The sequence below is a fragment of the Streptomyces sp. NPDC048331 genome (genome assembly GCF_043201215.1).
Lineage (GTDB): Bacteria > Actinomycetota > Actinomycetes > Streptomycetales > Streptomycetaceae > Streptomyces.
In genome coordinates this window covers 60,275-76,557 of record NZ_JBICYT010000013.1, presented here as the reverse complement: position 1 = coordinate 76,557, position 16,283 = coordinate 60,275, and the positions used below count along the sequence as shown (strand labels likewise).

16 protein-coding genes are annotated in these 16,283 nt (G+C 72.1%); 13 read left to right on the top strand and 3 right to left on the bottom strand.

Translation table 11 applies throughout. The features are described from left to right. Window positions 1-45 precede the first annotated feature (45 nt). Together ACGFYY_RS20215 and ACGFYY_RS20210 are read right to left on the bottom strand one after the other, a co-directional pair. Window positions 46-1,347 carry a sensor histidine kinase gene (locus tag ACGFYY_RS20215; RefSeq protein ID WP_393711003.1) on the bottom strand — a complete coding sequence of 434 codons (1,302 nt, stop codon included), beginning with the start codon at window positions 1,345-1,347 and terminating at the stop codon, window positions 46-48. Window positions 1,348-1,715: 368 nt separating this feature from the next. Continuing rightward, entirely contained in the window at window positions 1,716-2,906 is a 1,191-nt protein-coding gene (locus tag ACGFYY_RS20210; protein WP_393711001.1) for a sensor histidine kinase, read from the bottom strand. A gap of 147 nt (window positions 2,907-3,053) precedes the next feature. Here ACGFYY_RS20210 and ACGFYY_RS20205 point away from each other — a divergent pair, with 147 nt between their 5' ends. From ACGFYY_RS20205 to ACGFYY_RS20145, 13 genes are all read left to right on the top strand, one after another. Next, a complete protein-coding gene (locus ACGFYY_RS20205) occupies window positions 3,054-3,461 on the top strand; it encodes an NADH-quinone oxidoreductase subunit A (protein ID WP_030012240.1) in 408 nt (135 codons plus the stop codon). Further along, a complete protein-coding gene (locus ACGFYY_RS20200; RefSeq protein ID WP_365275780.1) occupies window positions 3,452-4,045 on the top strand; it encodes an NADH-quinone oxidoreductase subunit B family protein in 594 nt (197 codons plus the stop codon). Before ACGFYY_RS20205 ends, ACGFYY_RS20200 begins: the two co-directional genes overlap by 10 nt. Then, window positions 4,042-5,232: an NADH-quinone oxidoreductase subunit C gene (locus ACGFYY_RS20195; RefSeq protein ID WP_393710998.1), complete on the top strand. Its 1,191-nt coding sequence runs from the start codon at window positions 4,042-4,044 to the stop codon at window positions 5,230-5,232. The genes ACGFYY_RS20200 and ACGFYY_RS20195 overlap by 4 nt, the downstream gene beginning before the upstream one ends. Beyond that, entirely contained in the window at window positions 5,229-6,194 is a 966-nt protein-coding gene (locus ACGFYY_RS20190; protein WP_365275788.1) for a complex I subunit 1 family protein, read from the top strand. Before ACGFYY_RS20195 ends, ACGFYY_RS20190 begins: the two co-directional genes overlap by 4 nt. Continuing rightward, window positions 6,194-6,811, top strand: a complete 618-nt coding sequence (locus ACGFYY_RS20185; protein ID WP_393710996.1) for a NuoI/complex I 23 kDa subunit family protein — start codon at window positions 6,194-6,196, stop codon at window positions 6,809-6,811. Before ACGFYY_RS20190 ends, ACGFYY_RS20185 begins: the two co-directional genes overlap by 1 nt. Continuing rightward, window positions 6,808-7,422, top strand: coding sequence for an NADH-quinone oxidoreductase subunit J (locus tag ACGFYY_RS20180; protein WP_393710994.1), 615 nt, complete (start codon window positions 6,808-6,810; stop codon window positions 7,420-7,422). The genes ACGFYY_RS20185 and ACGFYY_RS20180 overlap by 4 nt, the downstream gene beginning before the upstream one ends. Beyond that, a complete protein-coding gene (gene nuoK, locus ACGFYY_RS20175) occupies window positions 7,422-7,769 on the top strand; it encodes an NADH-quinone oxidoreductase subunit NuoK (RefSeq protein ID WP_030726044.1) in 348 nt (115 codons plus the stop codon). The genes ACGFYY_RS20180 and nuoK overlap by 1 nt, the downstream gene beginning before the upstream one ends. After that, complete coding sequence (locus tag ACGFYY_RS20170) at window positions 7,766-9,787, top strand: NADH-quinone oxidoreductase subunit L (protein ID WP_393710991.1); 2,022 nt, start codon at window positions 7,766-7,768, stop codon at window positions 9,785-9,787. Before nuoK ends, ACGFYY_RS20170 begins: the two co-directional genes overlap by 4 nt. Window positions 9,788-9,825: 38 nt before the next feature. Then, window positions 9,826-11,379 carry a NuoM family protein gene (locus ACGFYY_RS20165; RefSeq protein ID WP_393711189.1) on the top strand — a complete coding sequence of 518 codons (1,554 nt, stop codon included), beginning with the start codon at window positions 9,826-9,828 and terminating at the stop codon, window positions 11,377-11,379. Then, the gene (locus ACGFYY_RS20160) at window positions 11,376-12,908 is read left to right on the top strand and encodes an NADH-quinone oxidoreductase subunit N (RefSeq protein WP_393710989.1); all 1,533 of its coding nucleotides are present in this window, start codon (window positions 11,376-11,378) and stop codon (window positions 12,906-12,908) included. The genes ACGFYY_RS20165 and ACGFYY_RS20160 overlap by 4 nt, the downstream gene beginning before the upstream one ends. 203 nt (window positions 12,909-13,111) lie before the next feature. Further along, window positions 13,112-13,975, top strand: coding sequence for a zinc metalloprotease HtpX (htpX, locus tag ACGFYY_RS20155; RefSeq protein ID WP_365275842.1), 864 nt, complete (start codon window positions 13,112-13,114; stop codon window positions 13,973-13,975). Beyond that, window positions 13,972-14,364, top strand: a complete 393-nt coding sequence (locus ACGFYY_RS20150) for a YccF domain-containing protein (protein WP_365275803.1) — start codon at window positions 13,972-13,974, stop codon at window positions 14,362-14,364. Before htpX ends, ACGFYY_RS20150 begins: the two co-directional genes overlap by 4 nt. A 165-nt stretch (window positions 14,365-14,529) precedes the next feature. Beyond that, a complete protein-coding gene (locus tag ACGFYY_RS20145; protein WP_393710986.1) occupies window positions 14,530-15,039 on the top strand; it encodes an SMI1/KNR4 family protein in 510 nt (169 codons plus the stop codon). A 7-nt stretch (window positions 15,040-15,046) separates the two neighbouring features. On the opposite strand, the gene ACGFYY_RS20140 is transcribed toward ACGFYY_RS20145, so the two are convergent. Beyond that, entirely contained in the window at window positions 15,047-16,282 is a 1,236-nt protein-coding gene (locus ACGFYY_RS20140) for an APC family permease (RefSeq protein ID WP_393710984.1), read from the bottom strand. Window position 16,283 lies beyond the last annotated feature (1 nt).

Below are 16,283 nucleotides of genomic sequence, written 5' to 3'. Positions count from 1 at the left end.
GGCCGGGCCCGCCGGCCCGGCCCTTCGTCGACGGTTCTCCCCGGCCTACGGACGCCAGGGCAGCTCGGCCGTGACCGTCGTCCCGCCCCCGGCGGGGGAGTCGACGACCAGCACCCCGTCCACGGCGTCCAGCCGCTCGGTCAGCCCCGCCAGCCCCGTCCCCTCGCGGGCCCCGGCCCCGCCCCGGCCGTCGTCCGCGACCTGGATCAACAACCGCTCCCCGGACTTCCACACGTCCACCGAGGCCGACCGGGCCAGCGCGTGCTTGCTGACGTTCTGCAGCAGCTCGGAGACCGTGAAGTACGCGATCCCCTCGATCGCCGCCGCGGGCCGGGCCGGCAGATCCACCGCCACCCGCACCGGCACCGCGCACCGCGAGGCCACCGAGGACAGCGCCGCGTCCAGCCCCCGGTCCGTCAGCACCGCCGGGTGGATCCCGCGGGCCAGGTCCCGCAGCTCCTGAAGGGCGATCTTCACCTCGCCGTGCGCCTCGTCCACCATCCGGGCGGCGGCCTGCGGATCCTCGGTCAGCTTCTCCTTCGCCAGCCCCAGATCCATCGCGAGCGCCACCAGCCGGGCCTGCGCCCCGTCGTGCAGATCCCGCTCGATGCGCCGCAGGTCGGCGGCGGCGGTGTCCACGACCACCCCGCGGTCGGACTCCAGCTCGCTGACGCGGCTGGCCAGGCTCGACGCCCCGAGCAACCCGCCGACCATCACGCGGTCGACGGTGGTCAGGGCCCGGATCACCCAGGGGGTGGTGAGGGTGAGCGCCAGCCCGATCAGGCTGGTGAGGGCGATCGTGGTGGGCGAGTCGAGGTAGAAGGTGTAGTCGTCGTTCTGGAAGAGCTGCAGACCGGGCTGGTCGGTGAAGGCCGGGAAGACCCAGAACCACAGCGGGTACAGCAGGTACGCCCACCCGCACGCCCAGAGCACCAGGGACAGGCAGAAGGAGAACACCGCCCACGGGAAGTGGACGATCGAGTACAGCACGTGCCGCCAGGCGCTCCCGCTCTTGAGGAGCGCACCCATGGCGGCGAGCGGCCCGGCCTTCTTCGCCCGGATCGGCGCGGGGGCGGCGATGTCCGCCCCCAGCAGCGCCCGCGCCCGGGCCCGCTCCAGTTGCCCGAAGCCCCGGCACATGGCGAGCACACCGGCGAGGACCGGCACGCCGAGGAAGGTGACGAGCAGTCCGGCGCCGAGGCTCACGCCGGCGATGGCGAGCGAGAAGTACAGCGTGCTCAGTGGCAGCCCGATCAGCAGGTACCCGAGCTCCCGCCAGGTTCGCCCCTCGACCGGAGCCCGCAGCACCGCGCCGATCCCGCCGCCCGCGCCTCTGCCGTTGTCCATGATCCCGACCCGCCCTTCCGGTCCTCCGATACCCCCTCACCCTGCCGCCCCCGGTCCCCCCACAACCATCCGGCGGGTCGGCATCTCCACCGGGGGGTTAACCCCACCCCCGCCGGCGTGCGAGGCGGCGCGGCCCAATCCAGCCTCGCCGGCGTGCGAGGCGGCGCGGCTCAATCCAGCCTCGCCGGCGTGTGAGGCGTGGGGTCCGGGGCGGAGCCCTGGGACACGGCGGCGAGCCGGACACACGCACGGGACCCGGCAGCCCCGCCGGCGAGGCGCACGCACGAGCGGGACCCCCGCCCACCCGGACGGGACCCCCGCTCACCAGCACCGACACGACGACAAGGAGGGCCGCCCCGGCCCAGGGCCTACCCCCGGTCCCGCCACGGCAGCTCGGCCGTGACCACGGTGCCGACCCCCTCCGGCGAGTCCACCACCAGCACCCCGTCCACCGCGCCCAACCGCTCCGCGAGCCCCGCCAGCCCACTCCCCCCGGAGGGACTCGCCCCGCCCCGCCCGTCGTCCGACACCCGGATCATCAGCCGTGCCCCCGCCCGCCACACCTCGACCGTCGCGCCCCGCGCCCCCGGCCCCGCGTGCTTGCTCACGTTCTGCAGCAGCTCGGACACCACGAAGTACGCGATCCCCTCGATCGCCTCCGCCGGCCGCGCCGACGGCACGTCCCCCGGCAGATCCACCGCCACCTTCACCGGCACCACGCACCGCGCCGCCACCGACGACAGCGCCGCGTCCAGCCCCCGGTCCGTCAGCACCGCCGGGTGGATCCCCCGTGCGAGGTCCCGCAGCTCCTGCAGCGCCAGCTTCACCTCTCCGTGCGCCTCGTCGACCATCGCCGCCGCGCCCTCCGGGTCCTCCAACAGCTTCTCCTTCGCCAGGCCCAACCCCATCGCCAGCGCCACCAGCCGGGCCTGCGCCCCGTCGTGCAGGTCCCGCTCGATGCGCCGCAGGTCGGCCGCCGCCGTGTCGACCACGACCCCCCGGTCGGATTCCAGCTCCGCGATCCGCCGCTCAAGGTCGTCGGAGGGCGACAGCAGCCCCCGTACCATCGCCCGGTCCACGTTCGCCATCAGCCGCACCAGATAAGGCAGCACCGGCCACAGCACGAACAGGCCGGTCAGCGCTACCGTGAAGGTGAGTACTCCCCACGGCAACCGGATCAGCTGGTACAGCACCGTCCGCCAGCCGACCGGGTCCTTGATGCTCGTCCACAGCCAGGGGAAGAATCCGCCGGACCGCTTCGGCCCGGGGATCGGGGTCGGCTCGTCCACCCGTACGCCCAGCAGCCCGCGGGCGCGCGCCCGGTCCAGCCGTCCCAATTGCCGAGACAGATACAGACCGCACGCGAGCAGGGGAATTCCGACCGCGGTCACGGAAAGACCGCCGGCGGTGGAAACCATGACAACCGCGTAAACGAATCCGACGATCGCCAGCGGCAGGTTGCTCACGAGATAGACGATCTCCTTCCACGTCACGGCGCTGAAGACGGCGCGTACGGGGGGAGGTCGGTCGTTGTCGGGTACGGCATGGCTCATGGTCATGCGCCACACCCTGTCAAGTGCGACCCGCTGATGCCATGGGGTGGCCGGGGTGCTGTGAACGGGGGATAACCCCACCCTGTGTGAGGCAGGCCCTAGACTCCCGTCCGTACCAGATCGTCGACAGTGACCGAGGAGCGAGGAACGGACGTGCCTGAACCAACGGTATCGACCGTAACCGTGCTCGCGGCGGACTACTTCCGGAGTTATTCGGTCGTCGGTCTCCTGGCCGCCCTCGGTGTGCTTTTCGTGGCCGTCGCCTTCGGCGCGGGCCGCCTCCTGCGGCCCGTCGTCCCGACCCCCGAGAAGCTGCTGACCTACGAATGCGGTGTGGACCCGGTCGGCGAGGGCTGGGCGCACACCCAGGTCCGCTACTACGTCTACGCGTTCCTCTACGTCATCTTCGCCGTCGACTCGATCTTCCTGTTCCCGTGGGCGACGGTGTTCGCCGCCGCCGGTTACGGCGCCACGACGCTCGTGGAGATGTTCATCTTCCTGGGCTTCCTGGCCGTCGGCCTGCTCTATGCGTACAAGAAGGGCGTCCTCGAATGGACGTGACACCTCAGCCGGAGCTGCTCCCGGAGCCCAAGCGCCTCGGAGTCCTCTCCCGCCTGGCCCCGGAACCGATGAAGGTGGTCCTGAACTGGGGCCGCCGGTACAGCCTGTGGGTCTTCAACTTCGGCCTGGCCTGCTGCGCGATCGAGTTCATCGCCGCGTCCATGGCCCGGCACGACTTCATCCGGCTCGGTGTGATCCCCTTCGCGCCGGGCCCCCGTCAGGCAGACCTGATGATCGTCTCGGGCACGGTCACGGACAAGATGGCCCCGGCGGTCAAGCGGCTCTACGAGCAGATGCCGGAGCCGAAGTACGTCATCTCCTTCGGCGCCTGCTCCAACTGCGGCGGGCCGTACTGGGACTCGTACTCCGTGACCAAGGGCGTCGACCAGATCATCCCGGTCGACGTCTACGTGCCCGGCTGCCCGCCGCGTCCCGAAGCCCTCCTCCAAGGCATCCTCAAGCTCCAGGAGAAGATCGCCCGCGAGTCGCTGGCCGAGCGCTACGCCGCCGGGCCGTCCGTGGCCCAGCTGACCAGCGGTCTCGTCACGCCCCCGCCGGCGCCCGTGCGGGGGGAGGGCGCGTGAACCTCTACGACTCCCTTCCCGACGCGGCGCCGACGGTCTTCGGAGCCGAGGCCGTCGCCGAGTTCTCGTACGACGTCCTCACGGTGGACGTGCCCGTCGGCAGCTGGATCTCCGCCCTGGAGATCGCCCGGGACAAGCTGGGCTGCACGTACTTCGACTGGCTGAGCGCGGTCGACGAGCCCGGCACCGGCTTCCGGATCTGCGCGCACGTCGCGTCGCTGGAGAACCACCGGGTGCGCCGGCTGCTGCTGCGCACGACGGTTCCGCACAGCGCCGCCTCCCTGCCGTCGGCGGTCGCCGTCTACGCCGGGGCGGAATGGCACGAGCGCGAGACCTTCGAGATGTTCGGGGTGACCTTCACCGACCACCCGCACCTCGTCCCGCTGCTCCTCCCCGAGAACTTCGAGGGACACCCGCTGCGCAAGGACTTCGTCCTGGCCGCGCGCGTCGCCAAGGCCTGGCCCGGTGCCAAGGAGCCGGGTGAGGCCCACGACCCGGACGCGCCCAAGCGCCGCCAGATGCTCCCGCCGGGCGTACCGGACCCCAACGACTGGGGCCCGATGAAGGGCCAGCTCCCGCCGGCCCCGGCCCGTCCGGCCCGCACCGCGCGTGCGGCCGGCGCGGCGGGCGCCGCCGCGCGCACCCCGCGCGAGGGCGCCCCCGTCCGTCGTACCCGCTCGGTGACCGAGGGCTCGGCCACCCAGCCACCGGCCGACGCGGCCACCGGCGCGGCGGAGGCTCCGCCGCGCCCGCCGCGCCGTACCCGCTCGGTCGCGGACGGCTCGGCGAGCCAGGCCCCGGAGGCCGCCGCCCCGGAGGCCGCCGCCCCGGACGCTGTCGCGCCGGGCACGGAGGCCGCGCCCCGTCCGCCGCGCCGCACCCGCTCGGCCGCCGACGGCTCCGCGAGCCAGGCCGGCGGCGAGGCGACCGCGCCGCGCCGCCCCGAGCCCCGCAGCTCCGACGCCCCCTGGCACGACCCGAAGCCCGCCTTCGAGGAGCCCGCCCGCGAACCGGCTCCGAAGCCCGAGCACGACGAGTCCTCCCCGACCGGGCCGAAGGCCGAGCCGGGAGCCGGACCCGCCGGACCCGCGGCCGGACCCGCGGCCGAGCCCGACGCACCGGAACCCGAGGCCTCCGGGACCGACCCCGAGACCGACCCCACCACTGACACCGGAGGCACGGCGTGAACGACGTCCTCGACGTCGCCCTGCGGCTGATCGTCGTCTTCGCCGTCTTCCTCGTGCTTCCGCTCGTCGTCGGGCAGACCGAGCACAAGGTGATGGCCCACATGCAGGGCCGCCTCGGCCCGATGTACGCCGGCGGCTTCCACGGCTGGGCCCAGCTCGTCGCCGACGGCGTGAAGTTCGCGCAGAAGGAAGACATCGTTCCGGCGGGCGCCGACCGTCGGATCTTCCAGCTCGCCCCCGCCGTCGCCCTGCTGCCCTACCTCCTCGTCCTGCTGGTCATCCCGATCGGCCCGGGCGAAGGCGCCGTCGGACAGGTCGTCGACGCGGGCCTGTTCTTCGCGCTCGCCGTCATGGGCGTCGGAGTCCTCGGCTCCCTGATGGCCGGCTGGGCCTCCGCGAACAAGTTCTCCTTGCTCGGCGGCCTGCGCACCGCGGCCCAGCTGCTCGCCTACGAGCTCCCGATGCTGCTCGCCGCCGCCTCCGTCGCCATGGCCGCCGGTACGGTCTCCCTCCCGGGCATCGTCGAGGCCTTCGAGTGGTGGTGGCTGCCCTGGCAGATCGTCGGCGCGCTCGTCTTCTTCGTCGCCGGCCTCGCCGAACTGCAGCGGCCCCCCTTCGACATGCCCGTCGCCGACTCCGAGATCATCTTCGGTGCGTACACCGAGTACACCGGCCTGCGCTTCGCGCTGTTCCTCCTCGCCGAATACGCCGGCATCGTCGTCCTCTGCGCCCTCACCACCGTCCTCTTCCTGGGCGGCTGGCACGGCCCCTTCGGCGACGACCTCGGCTGGGTCTGGACCCTGCTCAAGATCGCGATCCTCGCCTTCGTCGTGATCTGGCTCCGCGTGAGCTACCCGCGGCTGCGCGAGGACCAGCTCCAGAAGCTCGCCTGGACCACACTCATCCCGCTCGCGCTCGCCCAGATCGCGCTCACCGGCATCGTGAAGGTGGCGATCCAGTAATGCCCATCCCCGGATCCGGCCTGGCCAAGGGCTTGGCCGTGACGCTGCGCACGATGACGAAGCGCTCGCACACGGCCCAGTACCCCGAGGTCCAGCCCGAACTGCCGCCCCGCTCCCGCGGAGTCATCGGTCTGTTCGAGGAGAACTGCACCGTCTGCATGCTCTGCGCCCGTGAGTGCCCCGACTGGTGCATCTACATCGACTCCCACAAGGAGACGGTCCCGGCGTCCACCCCGGGTGGTCGCGAGCGCAGCCGCAACGTCCTCGACCGCTTCGCCATCGACTTCTCCCTCTGCATGTACTGCGGTATCTGCATCGAGGTGTGCCCCTTCGACGCCCTCTTCTGGTCGCCGGAGTTCGAATACGCGGAGACCGACATCCACGAGCTGACCCACGAGCGCGACAAGCTCCGCGAGTGGATGTGGACCGTCCCGGCGCCGCCCGCTCTGGACGCGGCCGCCGAGGAGCCCAAGGAGATCGCCGCCGCCCGCAAGGCGGTGGAGAAGGCCGAAGCCGCGGCCGCGGCCGCCGCGGCGGCCGCAGCCGAAGCCGCCGCCCAGGCGGCCGCGACCGCGACCGAAGAGCCGACCGACCCGACCCCGGAGGGAGACGCGTGAGCCCCGCCGCCACCCTGGCCGCCACCGCCACCGGGCCCGGCTTCCTCTCCCCGACCGGCGTCGAGATCGCCTTCGTCCTCGTCGGACTCGCCACCCTCGGCGCGGCCCTCGTCACGGTCACCACCAAGCAGCTGGTGCACGCCGCCCTGTGGCTGGTCGTCGCGCTCGGCGGCATCGCCGTCGAGTACCTGCTGCTGACCGCCGAGTTCATCGCCTGGGTCCAGGTCCTCATCTACCTCGGTTCCGTGATCGTCCTCCTCCTCTTCGGACTGATGCTCACCAAGGCCCCCATCGGCCGCTCCCCGGACGCGGACTCCGGCAACCGCCTGCTCGCGCTCGGCGTCGCCGGCGTCGCGGCCGTGTCACTGGTCTGGGTGGTGGTCGACGCCTTCCGCACCACCTGGATCGACCTCGACGGACCGGTCCAGGGCTCCACCAAGGTCTCCGGCGAGATCCTCTTCCAGCACTGGGTGCTGCCGTTCGAGGCGCTCTCCGTCCTCCTCCTCGCAGCCCTGATCGGGGCGATCGTGCTCTCCCGCAGGAACGACCCCGCCGACCCCGCCGACGCCGGCACCCCGGCCGGCCCCGGCGAGAAGAAGGGCCGGCGCTGATGCACCTCGCCTACCCCGCCGTCCTCGCGGCGCTCCTCTTCTGCACGGGCCTGTACGGAGTACTCGCCCGCCGCAACGCCATCCTGGTCCTGATGTCCGTCGAGCTGATGCTCAACGCCGTCAACCTCAACCTGGTGGCCTTCGACGTCTGGCTGCGCGACGCCCTGCACGCCGGCCAGGCCCTCACCCTCTTCACCATCGCGATCGCCGCCGCCGAGATCGGCATCGGCCTCGCGATCGTGCTGATGGTGTACCGCAACCGGGGCACCTCCGACGTCGACCGGCTGCGCGACACCGCCGAGGGCCACGAGCCCGCCGCGAACAACCAGAGCGAGGTCACCGCGTGAGCACCACGACCCTCGCCGTCCTCGTCCCGCTGCTCCCCTTCCTCGGCGCGGTGGCGGGACTGCTGCTCGGCCGCAACGCCCCCGGGTTCGTCCGGCCGCTCGCGATCCTGCCGACGCTCGCCGCGGCCGTACTGGCCGTACTCGTCGCCGTCCGCCAGGGCGGCGACGAGACGATCAGCGCCTCGACCGAGCTGACCCCGACCGGCTCGGTGCCGATCGATCTCTCGCTCTACCTGGACGGCTTCGCCGCGCTGGTCGCCGTCCTGGTCGGGGTCGTCGCCACCTGCGTACAGTTCTACTCGACGGCGTACCTGCGTGAGGACCCGCGCTACCCGTCCTATGCCGCTCTCGTCTCACTGTTCACCTCCGCCATGCTGCTCGTCGTGTACTCCGGCGACCTGATGGTGCTGCTGGTCGGCTGGGAGATCATGGGCATCTGCTCGTACTTCCTGGTCGGCCACTACTGGGAGACCGAAGCGGCCCGCTCCGCCTCCCTGAAGGCCTTCCTCGTCACCAAGCTCGGCGACGTCCCCTTCCTGATCGGCCTGTTCGCGCTCGCCGCCGACGCCGACTCCTTCGAGATCCCGAAGATCCTGGAGACCGTCGCCGCGGGCGGACTCGACCACCCGACGTTGATCGCGCTGCTCCTGCTCGCCGGAGTCGCGGGCAAGTCCGCACAGTTCCCCCTGCACACCTGGCTCCCCGACGCCATGGCGGGCCCCACCCCGGTCTCGGCGCTGATCCACGCCGCGACGATGGTCGCCGCCGGTGTCTACTTCATCGCCCGCCTCCTGCCCGTCTTCGCGGCCTCCCAGGCCGCGCTGGTGGTCATGGCCGTGATGGCGGCCGTCACGATGGTCGGCTCCGGCCTGGCCGCCATCGCCCAGGACGACATCAAGCGGGTGCTCGCCTACTCCACGATCGGCCAGCTCGGCTACATGGTCGGCGCCCTGGCCGTCGGCGACCGCGGCGCCGCCGTCTTCCACCTCCTGTCCCACGGCGCCTTCAAGGCGCTCCTCTTCCTCGGCGCCGGCGTGATCATCCACGCCGCCGGTACGAACTCCCTCGGCGTCATGTCCCGCATGGACGGCCTCGCCAAGCGCATCCCCGACGCCTTCTGGACGATGACGATCGCGCTCCTCGCGCTCGCCGCCGTCCCGCCCTTCGCCGGCTTCTTCTCCAAGGAAGCCGTCCTCGTCGCCGCCGAGCACACCGCGACCGGGCACTCCGACTTCGCCCCCAGCGCCGCCGGCTGGCTGGTGCTCGTCGCCGGTCTGCTGACCGCTCTGCTCACCGCGGCCTACGCCACCCGGCTGTGGCTGATGGCCTTCCGCGGCCGGGGCGCCGCCGCCCCCGACCACGGCAAGGAGCCCCTCGCCATGACCGGCGTGCTGTGGCTGCTGGCGATCCCGTCCGTCGGCTTCGGCCTCGCGGCCGGGACCGTCTCCGACTGGTTCGACAGCGGGGAACTCACCCCCACCCTGGTCACCTCGGTCCTCGGCACGGGCGCGGCGGCCATCGGCGCGATGCTCACCTACGCCCTCTGGCAGCGCGCCTCGGCGAAGGCCGCCCTCGCGGCCGCCGCCGGCACCCCGGCCGCGGCCCCTACCGGGACGCCCGCCGCGGTCGCCGCCGCCGAATCCGCCGCTGAAACCCCCGAGGTGGCCGAGGTGACCCACGATCACCCCGTCGTCCCGGCCGGCCCCGCCGCCGACCCCGGCAAGGCGTTCCTCGGCCCGCTGCACCGCCACGCGGCCGCCGGCTTCCACCTCGACGCCGTCTACGACCGGCTGTTCGTCCGGCCCGTCCAGGCCGCGGCGAGCCTCGTCCGCTTCCTCGACCGCGAGGTCGTCGACACGTACGTCCGCGGCGCGGGCACCGGCACCCAGCTGCTCGGCAGCCTCGTGCGCCGTGCCCAGACCGGCAACGTGCAGAGCTACCTGAGCGCCCTGCTCGCCGGTGCCGTGGTCCTGGCGATCGCCACCGCCGTCCTCGCCAACGTCAACGCCGGATCGTGAGCCGTGAGTCAGCCGTGATTGATATCAGCCCGTCCGTGATGCAGTTCCTTCTGGCGTTCATCGTGGCCGCACCGCTCCTCGGCGCCGCCGCGGCGCTCCTGCCGGCCCCGCCCGGCCTCAAGGGCAAGAGCCCCGAACAGGCCGTGCTCCGCCACGGCGTGACCGTGACCGGCGTGATCCTCGCCGCGGCCGTCGCCCTCACCCTGGGCTTCGACCACGACACCCCGTCCCGCATCCAGGCGACGACGGACATCAGTTGGATCCAGGCGCTGAACGTCCGGATCCACCTCGGCGTCGACGGCATCTCGCTCCCCCTCCTCCTGATGACCGCGCTGCTGTTCTTCCTCTGCGCGCTCTACAGCTACTTCAAGCTCCCTGCGGGCCCCTCCCCGAAGGCCTTCGTCGCGCTGCTCCTCGTCCTCGAGTCCGGCACCCTCGCGACCTTCGCCGTCCTCGACCTGCTGCTCTTCTTCCTCGCCTTCGAGATGGTCCTCATCCCGATGTACTTCCTCATCGCCCGCTGGGGCGGTGCTCAGCGGCAGGCCGCCGCCTGGAAGTTCATCCTCTACACCCTCCTCGGCTCCGTCGTCATGCTGCTCGGTCTGCTCCTGATCGGACTGAGCAGCGGCACTTTCGACATGGTGACACTGGCCTCTGACAATGGCCGCGAACTGTCCCACACCACCCAGATCCTGGCCGTTCTCGCCATCGGGATCGGCCTCGCCGTGAAGACCCCGATGTGGCCCCTGCACAGCTGGCTGCCGGACGCCCACACCGCCGCGCCCACCGTCGGATCCGTCCTGCTGGCCGGCGTCCTGCTCAAGATGGGTACGTACGGGTTCGTCCGCATCCTGCTGCCCATCACCCCCGACGGCATGGCCACCTTCGCCCCCTACCTGGGCGCCTTCGCCGCCGTCGGCATCGTCTACGGATCGCTCGCCTGCCTCGCGCTGGCCCGCAAGGGGAACAAGGGCGACCTCAAGCGCCTCATCGCCTACTCCTCCGTCGGCCACATGGGCTTCGTCCTCCTCGGCATCGCGAGCATGACCCCCACCGGCGTCAACGGCGCGCTCTTCGCCAACATCGCCCACGGCCTGATCACCGGCCTCCTCTTCTTCCTGGTCGGCGCCCTCAAGGACCGCTACGGCACCGCCGACCTCGACACCCTCGCCGGGGCCACCGGCGCCGCCCTCTACGGCCGCGCCCCCCGCATGGGCGCCTTCCTGGCCTTCGCCGCCGTCGCCTCCCTCGGCCTGCCGGGCCTGGCCGGTTTCTGGGGCGAGATGCTGGCCCTCTTCGGCGCCTTCGACCCTGCCGAGGGCCTCTCCCGCCCCGCCTTCCTCACCTACATGGCCGTCGGGGCGTTCGGCACCCTGCTCACCGCCGCGTACCTCCTGATCGTCGTACGGCGCGTCTGCATGGGAGACCCGAAAGCCGGTCCCGAGCTCGCCGTCGCGGACATCCAGCGCTACGAGTTCGCCGCCTGGACCCCGCTCGTCGCCCTCACCGTCCTCGCCGGCCTGTGGCCCGCGGTCCTCCTCGGCCTCACCGATCCGGCCGTCCAGAAGCTCCTCGCAGGAGGCAACTCATGACGGCCACGACGACCCTGACGGTCCTCTCCGCCGAGGCCCCGAGCCTGGTCCAGTCCGTCGACTGGCTCGCTGTCGCACCCGTGGTGATCACCGCCGCCGTCGGCCTGGTCGTCCTGGTCGCCGACCTGTTCCTCGCCGAGCGCCACAAGCCCGTCCTGGGCTGGATCTCGGTCGCCGGCCTGGCCGCCGCGACCGCCACCCTGGTGCCCCTGCGCGCCGGTGACCGGACCACCTTCTGCCTCACCGGCGACCCCGAGGCGTGCAGCTACGTCGCCGACCACTTCACGCTCGTCATCCAGTTCCTGGTGCTGGCCGGCGCCCTGGTCACCGCCCTGGTGTCGGTCACCGCCGTCCGAGACACCCGCATGCCGGCCGGCGAGTACTGGTTCCTGCTGCTCTCCTCCGCCGCCGGCGCGGCCCTGCTGCCCGCCTCCCGCGACCTCGCCACCCTGATCGTCGCGCTCGAAGTCGCCTCGCTGCCCGCCTTCGCCCTCGTCGGCATGCGCCGCGGCGACCGGCTCTCCTCCGAGGCCGCCCTGAAGTTCTTCCTGTCCTCCGTCACCGCCACCGCCGTGTCGCTGATGGGCGTCAGCTTCGTCTACGCCGCCACCGGCTCCCTGCACCTCACCCAGGTCGCCGACCGCCTCGAAGACGTTCCCGGGCAGCTCGACACCCTCGCCATGGCCGGTGTCGCGCTCACCCTCGTCGGCTTCGCCTTCAAGACCGCGGCCGTCCCCTTCCACTTCTGGGTCCCCGACACCTACGTCGGCGCCCCCCTGCCCATCGCCGGCTACCTGTCGGTGATCGGCAAGGCCGTCGGCTTCACCGGACTCATCCTCGTCACGGTGATCGCCTTCCCGGCGTACTCCGACATCTGGGGCCCCGCCCTGGCCGTCCTCGCCGCTCTCACCATGACCCTGGGCAACGCCGCCGCGCTGCGCCAGTCCCCGGACCGCCCGAACAGCGCCGTACGACTGCTCGCCTGGTCCTCGGTCGGCCAGGCCGGCTACCTCCTGGTCCCGATCGCCGCGGCCGCGTACTCCGGGCGCGACCAGATCGGCTCCACCGTCGCCTACGCGCTCATGTACGCCGCCGTGAACCTCGGCGCCTTCGCCGTGGCCGCCCTCGTCGCCCGCACCAAGCCGCTCCACCGGATCAGCGACTACCGCGGGCTGTACGCCGAGCGTCCCCTGGCCGCCCTCTCGCTGGGCTTCTTCCTCCTCTGCCTGGCGGGCCTGCCGCCGGGCATCATCGGCCTCTTCGCCAAGGTCACCGTCTTCCGCTCCGCGGTCGACGCGGGCCTGGGCTGGCTGGCCGTGGTCATGGCGGTCAACGTCGTCATCGCCCTGTACTACTACCTGCGCTGGACGGCCCTGCTCTTCCGCACCCCCGAGGGCGCGCAGACCCGTACGCGCGCCCCCTGGCCGGTGGCAGCGGCCATCGTCGTCACCGCGATCACGGCGGTCGTCCTCTCGGGTGCCCCGGAGATCATCCTGCGCGTCACCTCGGGCAGCCTCTTCGCGCAGTGAGCCGGCGCGTGTAACCCGTACGGAGCAGCCCCGGACGCGGCCCCGCCCCTCCCCAGGGAAGGGGCCGGGCCGGGCGGCCGCCTCGCCGTGCCCTGGGAACCAGACGCCCTCACCTCGCGTTGACCAGGAAGGGAGGGTCCACTGGACCGTAGACCCTCACATCCATGACGGGCTCCCCTGCCGCACCACTTGGAGGGCGTACCGTGCACCGCCGGCACAACGGGCTCAAGACCGCCGTACTCCTCGGCGGGCTGTCCGCACTCATCATCCTCATCGGCAGCTTCTTCGGACGGGGCGGCCTGATCATCGCCGTCCTCGTCGCCCTCGGGACGAACGCCTACGCGTACTGGAACAGCGACAAGCTGGCTCTACGCGCGATGCGCGCCCGCCCTGTGAGCGAGTTCGAGGCTCCACAGCTGTACCGCATGGTGCGCGAGCTCTCCACCTCCGCGCGCCAGCCCATGCCACGCCTGTACATCTCGCCCACCGAGGCGCCCAATGCCTTCGCCACCGGCCGCAATCCGCGCAACGCCGCCGTCTGCTGCACCGAGGGCATCATGCGGATCCTCGACGAGCGCGAGCTGCGCGGGGTCATCGGCCACGAGCTCAGCCACGTCTACAACCGCGACATCCTGATCTCATCGGTCGCCGGCGCACTCGCCTCGGTGATCATGTTCCTGGTCAACTTCGCCTGGCTGATCCCGGTCGGTCGGTCGAACGACGACGAGGGCCCGGGCCTCCTGGGCATGCTGCTGATCATGATCCTGGGCCCGCTGGCCGCCTCCGTGATCCAGCTGGCCATCAGCCGCTCCCGCGAGTACGAGGCCGACGCCTCCGGTGCCCAGCTCACCGGGGACCCGCTGGCCCTCGCGAGCGCCCTGCGCAAGCTCGACGCGGGCACCAAGCAGCTCCCACTGCCCCCCGAACCCCGACTGGAGGCGGCGAGCCACATGATGATCGCCAACCCGTTCCGCCCAGGCCAGGGCCTTTCTAAGATGTTTTCCACACACCCTCCGATGGCCGAGCGCATCGCCCGGCTCGAACAGATGGCAGGCCGCCGCCAGTGAAGACAATCCTCAACATCATTTGGCTCATCCTCAGCGGCATCTGGCTGTTCCTGGGATACGTCCTCGCGGGCGTGCTGCTCTGCGTCACGATCATCGGTATCCCGTTCGGCATCGCCGCCTTCCGCATCGCCGTCTACGCCCTCTGGCCCTTCGGCTACACCACGGTCGAGCGCCACGACGCGGGCGCCGGGTCCTGCATCGGCAACGTCCTGTGGCTGGTCCTGGCGGGCTGGTGGCTGGCCCTCGGCCACATCGTCACCGGCATCGCGCTCTGCGTCACGATCATCGGCATCCCGTTCGGCATCGCCAACTTCAAGATGGTCCCGCTCTCCCTGCTGCCGCTGGGCCGCGAGATCGTCCCCACGGACGCGCCGTTCGCCGCTCGGTGACCCGGCCCGTCCACGACGACGAGCCGCTGTGGGCGTTGCAGGCGCTGTAGGCGTCGGGCGGGGCGAGATCCTCGCCCACCTGCGGGAAAAGGGTCCGACCGCGGTCCTCGACCGAGTTGTCCACAGGCCGAGCGGGTTGTCGGTGGTGTGCGTCACCATGAACGCATGAACGAGACCGAGCGGTTGCTGGAGCAAGTCACCGACCACGTGCGCAACTCCGCACGCCGGTACGAGCGGCGGGGAAGGACCCTGCCCGGCCCGGTGGACACCGGGGAGATCACCCGAGCCGAAGCCATACTCGGCTTCGCCCTGCCACCCCTGCTCGCCTCGCTCTACACACGCGTCGGCGACGGACGATTCGGCCCCGGGCAGGGATTCCTGTCGCTGCGTCAGGCCGTGCTCGCGTACGAGGAACGACGGTCCTCCGGGTGGCGCTGGCCCGAGGGGGTCCTGCCCGTGGCCGACTTCGGCTGCGCGATGGACGCCTGCGTCGACTGCTGGTCCGACACCGGCCAGGTCCTGCTGTTCGACCCGAATCCGGGGGAGCCGGACCTGGCCTGGTCCATCGACGCGCCGAGCCTGGCCGGCTGGCTGCACGGCTGGCTCGACGGCACCGCATGGTTCTGCGAGGAGTCCGAACTGGGGGAGGAGTGCGACCTGGAACTGGCGCCTTGAGCCGAGTTCAGATCCCGGATCTGAGCCGCCCCCGCACCCCGTAGACCAGTACGCCCACCGCCAGCACCGCCGCCCCCGCGACCGCCGACGCGAGAGGCAGCGCACACGCCAGCACCACACAGCCGGACAGTCCGACCGCTGCCACGGCCCGACCCTTGACAGCTGAATCGAGAGTCCACGCGGAGACGTTCGCGATCGCGTAGTAGGCGAGCACTCCGAAGGAGGAGAAACCGATCGCGCCCCGCAGATCGGCGGTGGCCGCCAGCACCGCCACGACCGCACCCACCGCGAGCTCCGCATGGTGCGGCACCTGATGCCGGGGATGTACGGTCGCCAGCGCACGCGGCAGATGGCCGTCGCGGGCCATCGCCAGGACGGTCCGCGAGACCCCGAGCACGAGCGCCAGCAGCGAGCCCAGCGCGGCCAGGGCCGCGCCCACCCGGACCACCGGGGCCAGTCCGGGCCGCCCGGCCGCCCGCACGGCGTCGGCCGGCGGGGCCGACGACTGCGCCAGCCCCTCCGCACCGAGCACCGACAACGCCGCCACCGCCACCGCGGCGTACACCAGCAGCGCGATCCCCAGCGCGATCGGCACCGCCCGCGGGATGGTCCGTTCCGGATCGCGCACCTCCTCGCCCAGGGTGGTGATCCGCGCATAGCCCGCGAAGGCGAAGAACAGCAGGCCCGCGCCCTGCAACAGCCCGAAGATCCCCTCGGGGGATCCGCTCGGCCGCCCCAGCTCGGCCGCCCCGGAGGACAGGCACACCACGACCACCCCGGCGAGCACCGCCAGCACCACCACCACGATCACCCGGGCGGCACGGGCCGACTTCTGCACGCCCCCGTAGCTCGCGGCGGTCAGCGCCACCACCGCCGCGACGGCCACGGCGTGCTGCTGCCCGGGCCACAGATAGGCCCCCACCGTGAGGGCCATCGCCGCACAGGACGCGGTCTTGCCGATCACGAAACCCCAGCCGGCCAGATACCCCCAGAAGGGCCCGAGCCGCTCGCGCCCGTAGACGTACGTGCCGCCGGAGGCCGGATACCGGGCGGCCAGTCGCGCCGAGGAGTGCGCGTTGCAGTAGGCCACGACACCGGCCACGGCCAGAGCGGCGAGCAGGCCACCGCCCGCCGCCCCCGCCGCGGGAGCCAGGGCGGCGAAGATGCCGGCGCCCACCATCGCGCCGAGCCCGACGACGACGGCGTCGGACACCCCCAAGGTGCGCTTCAACTCGTGTTCCACC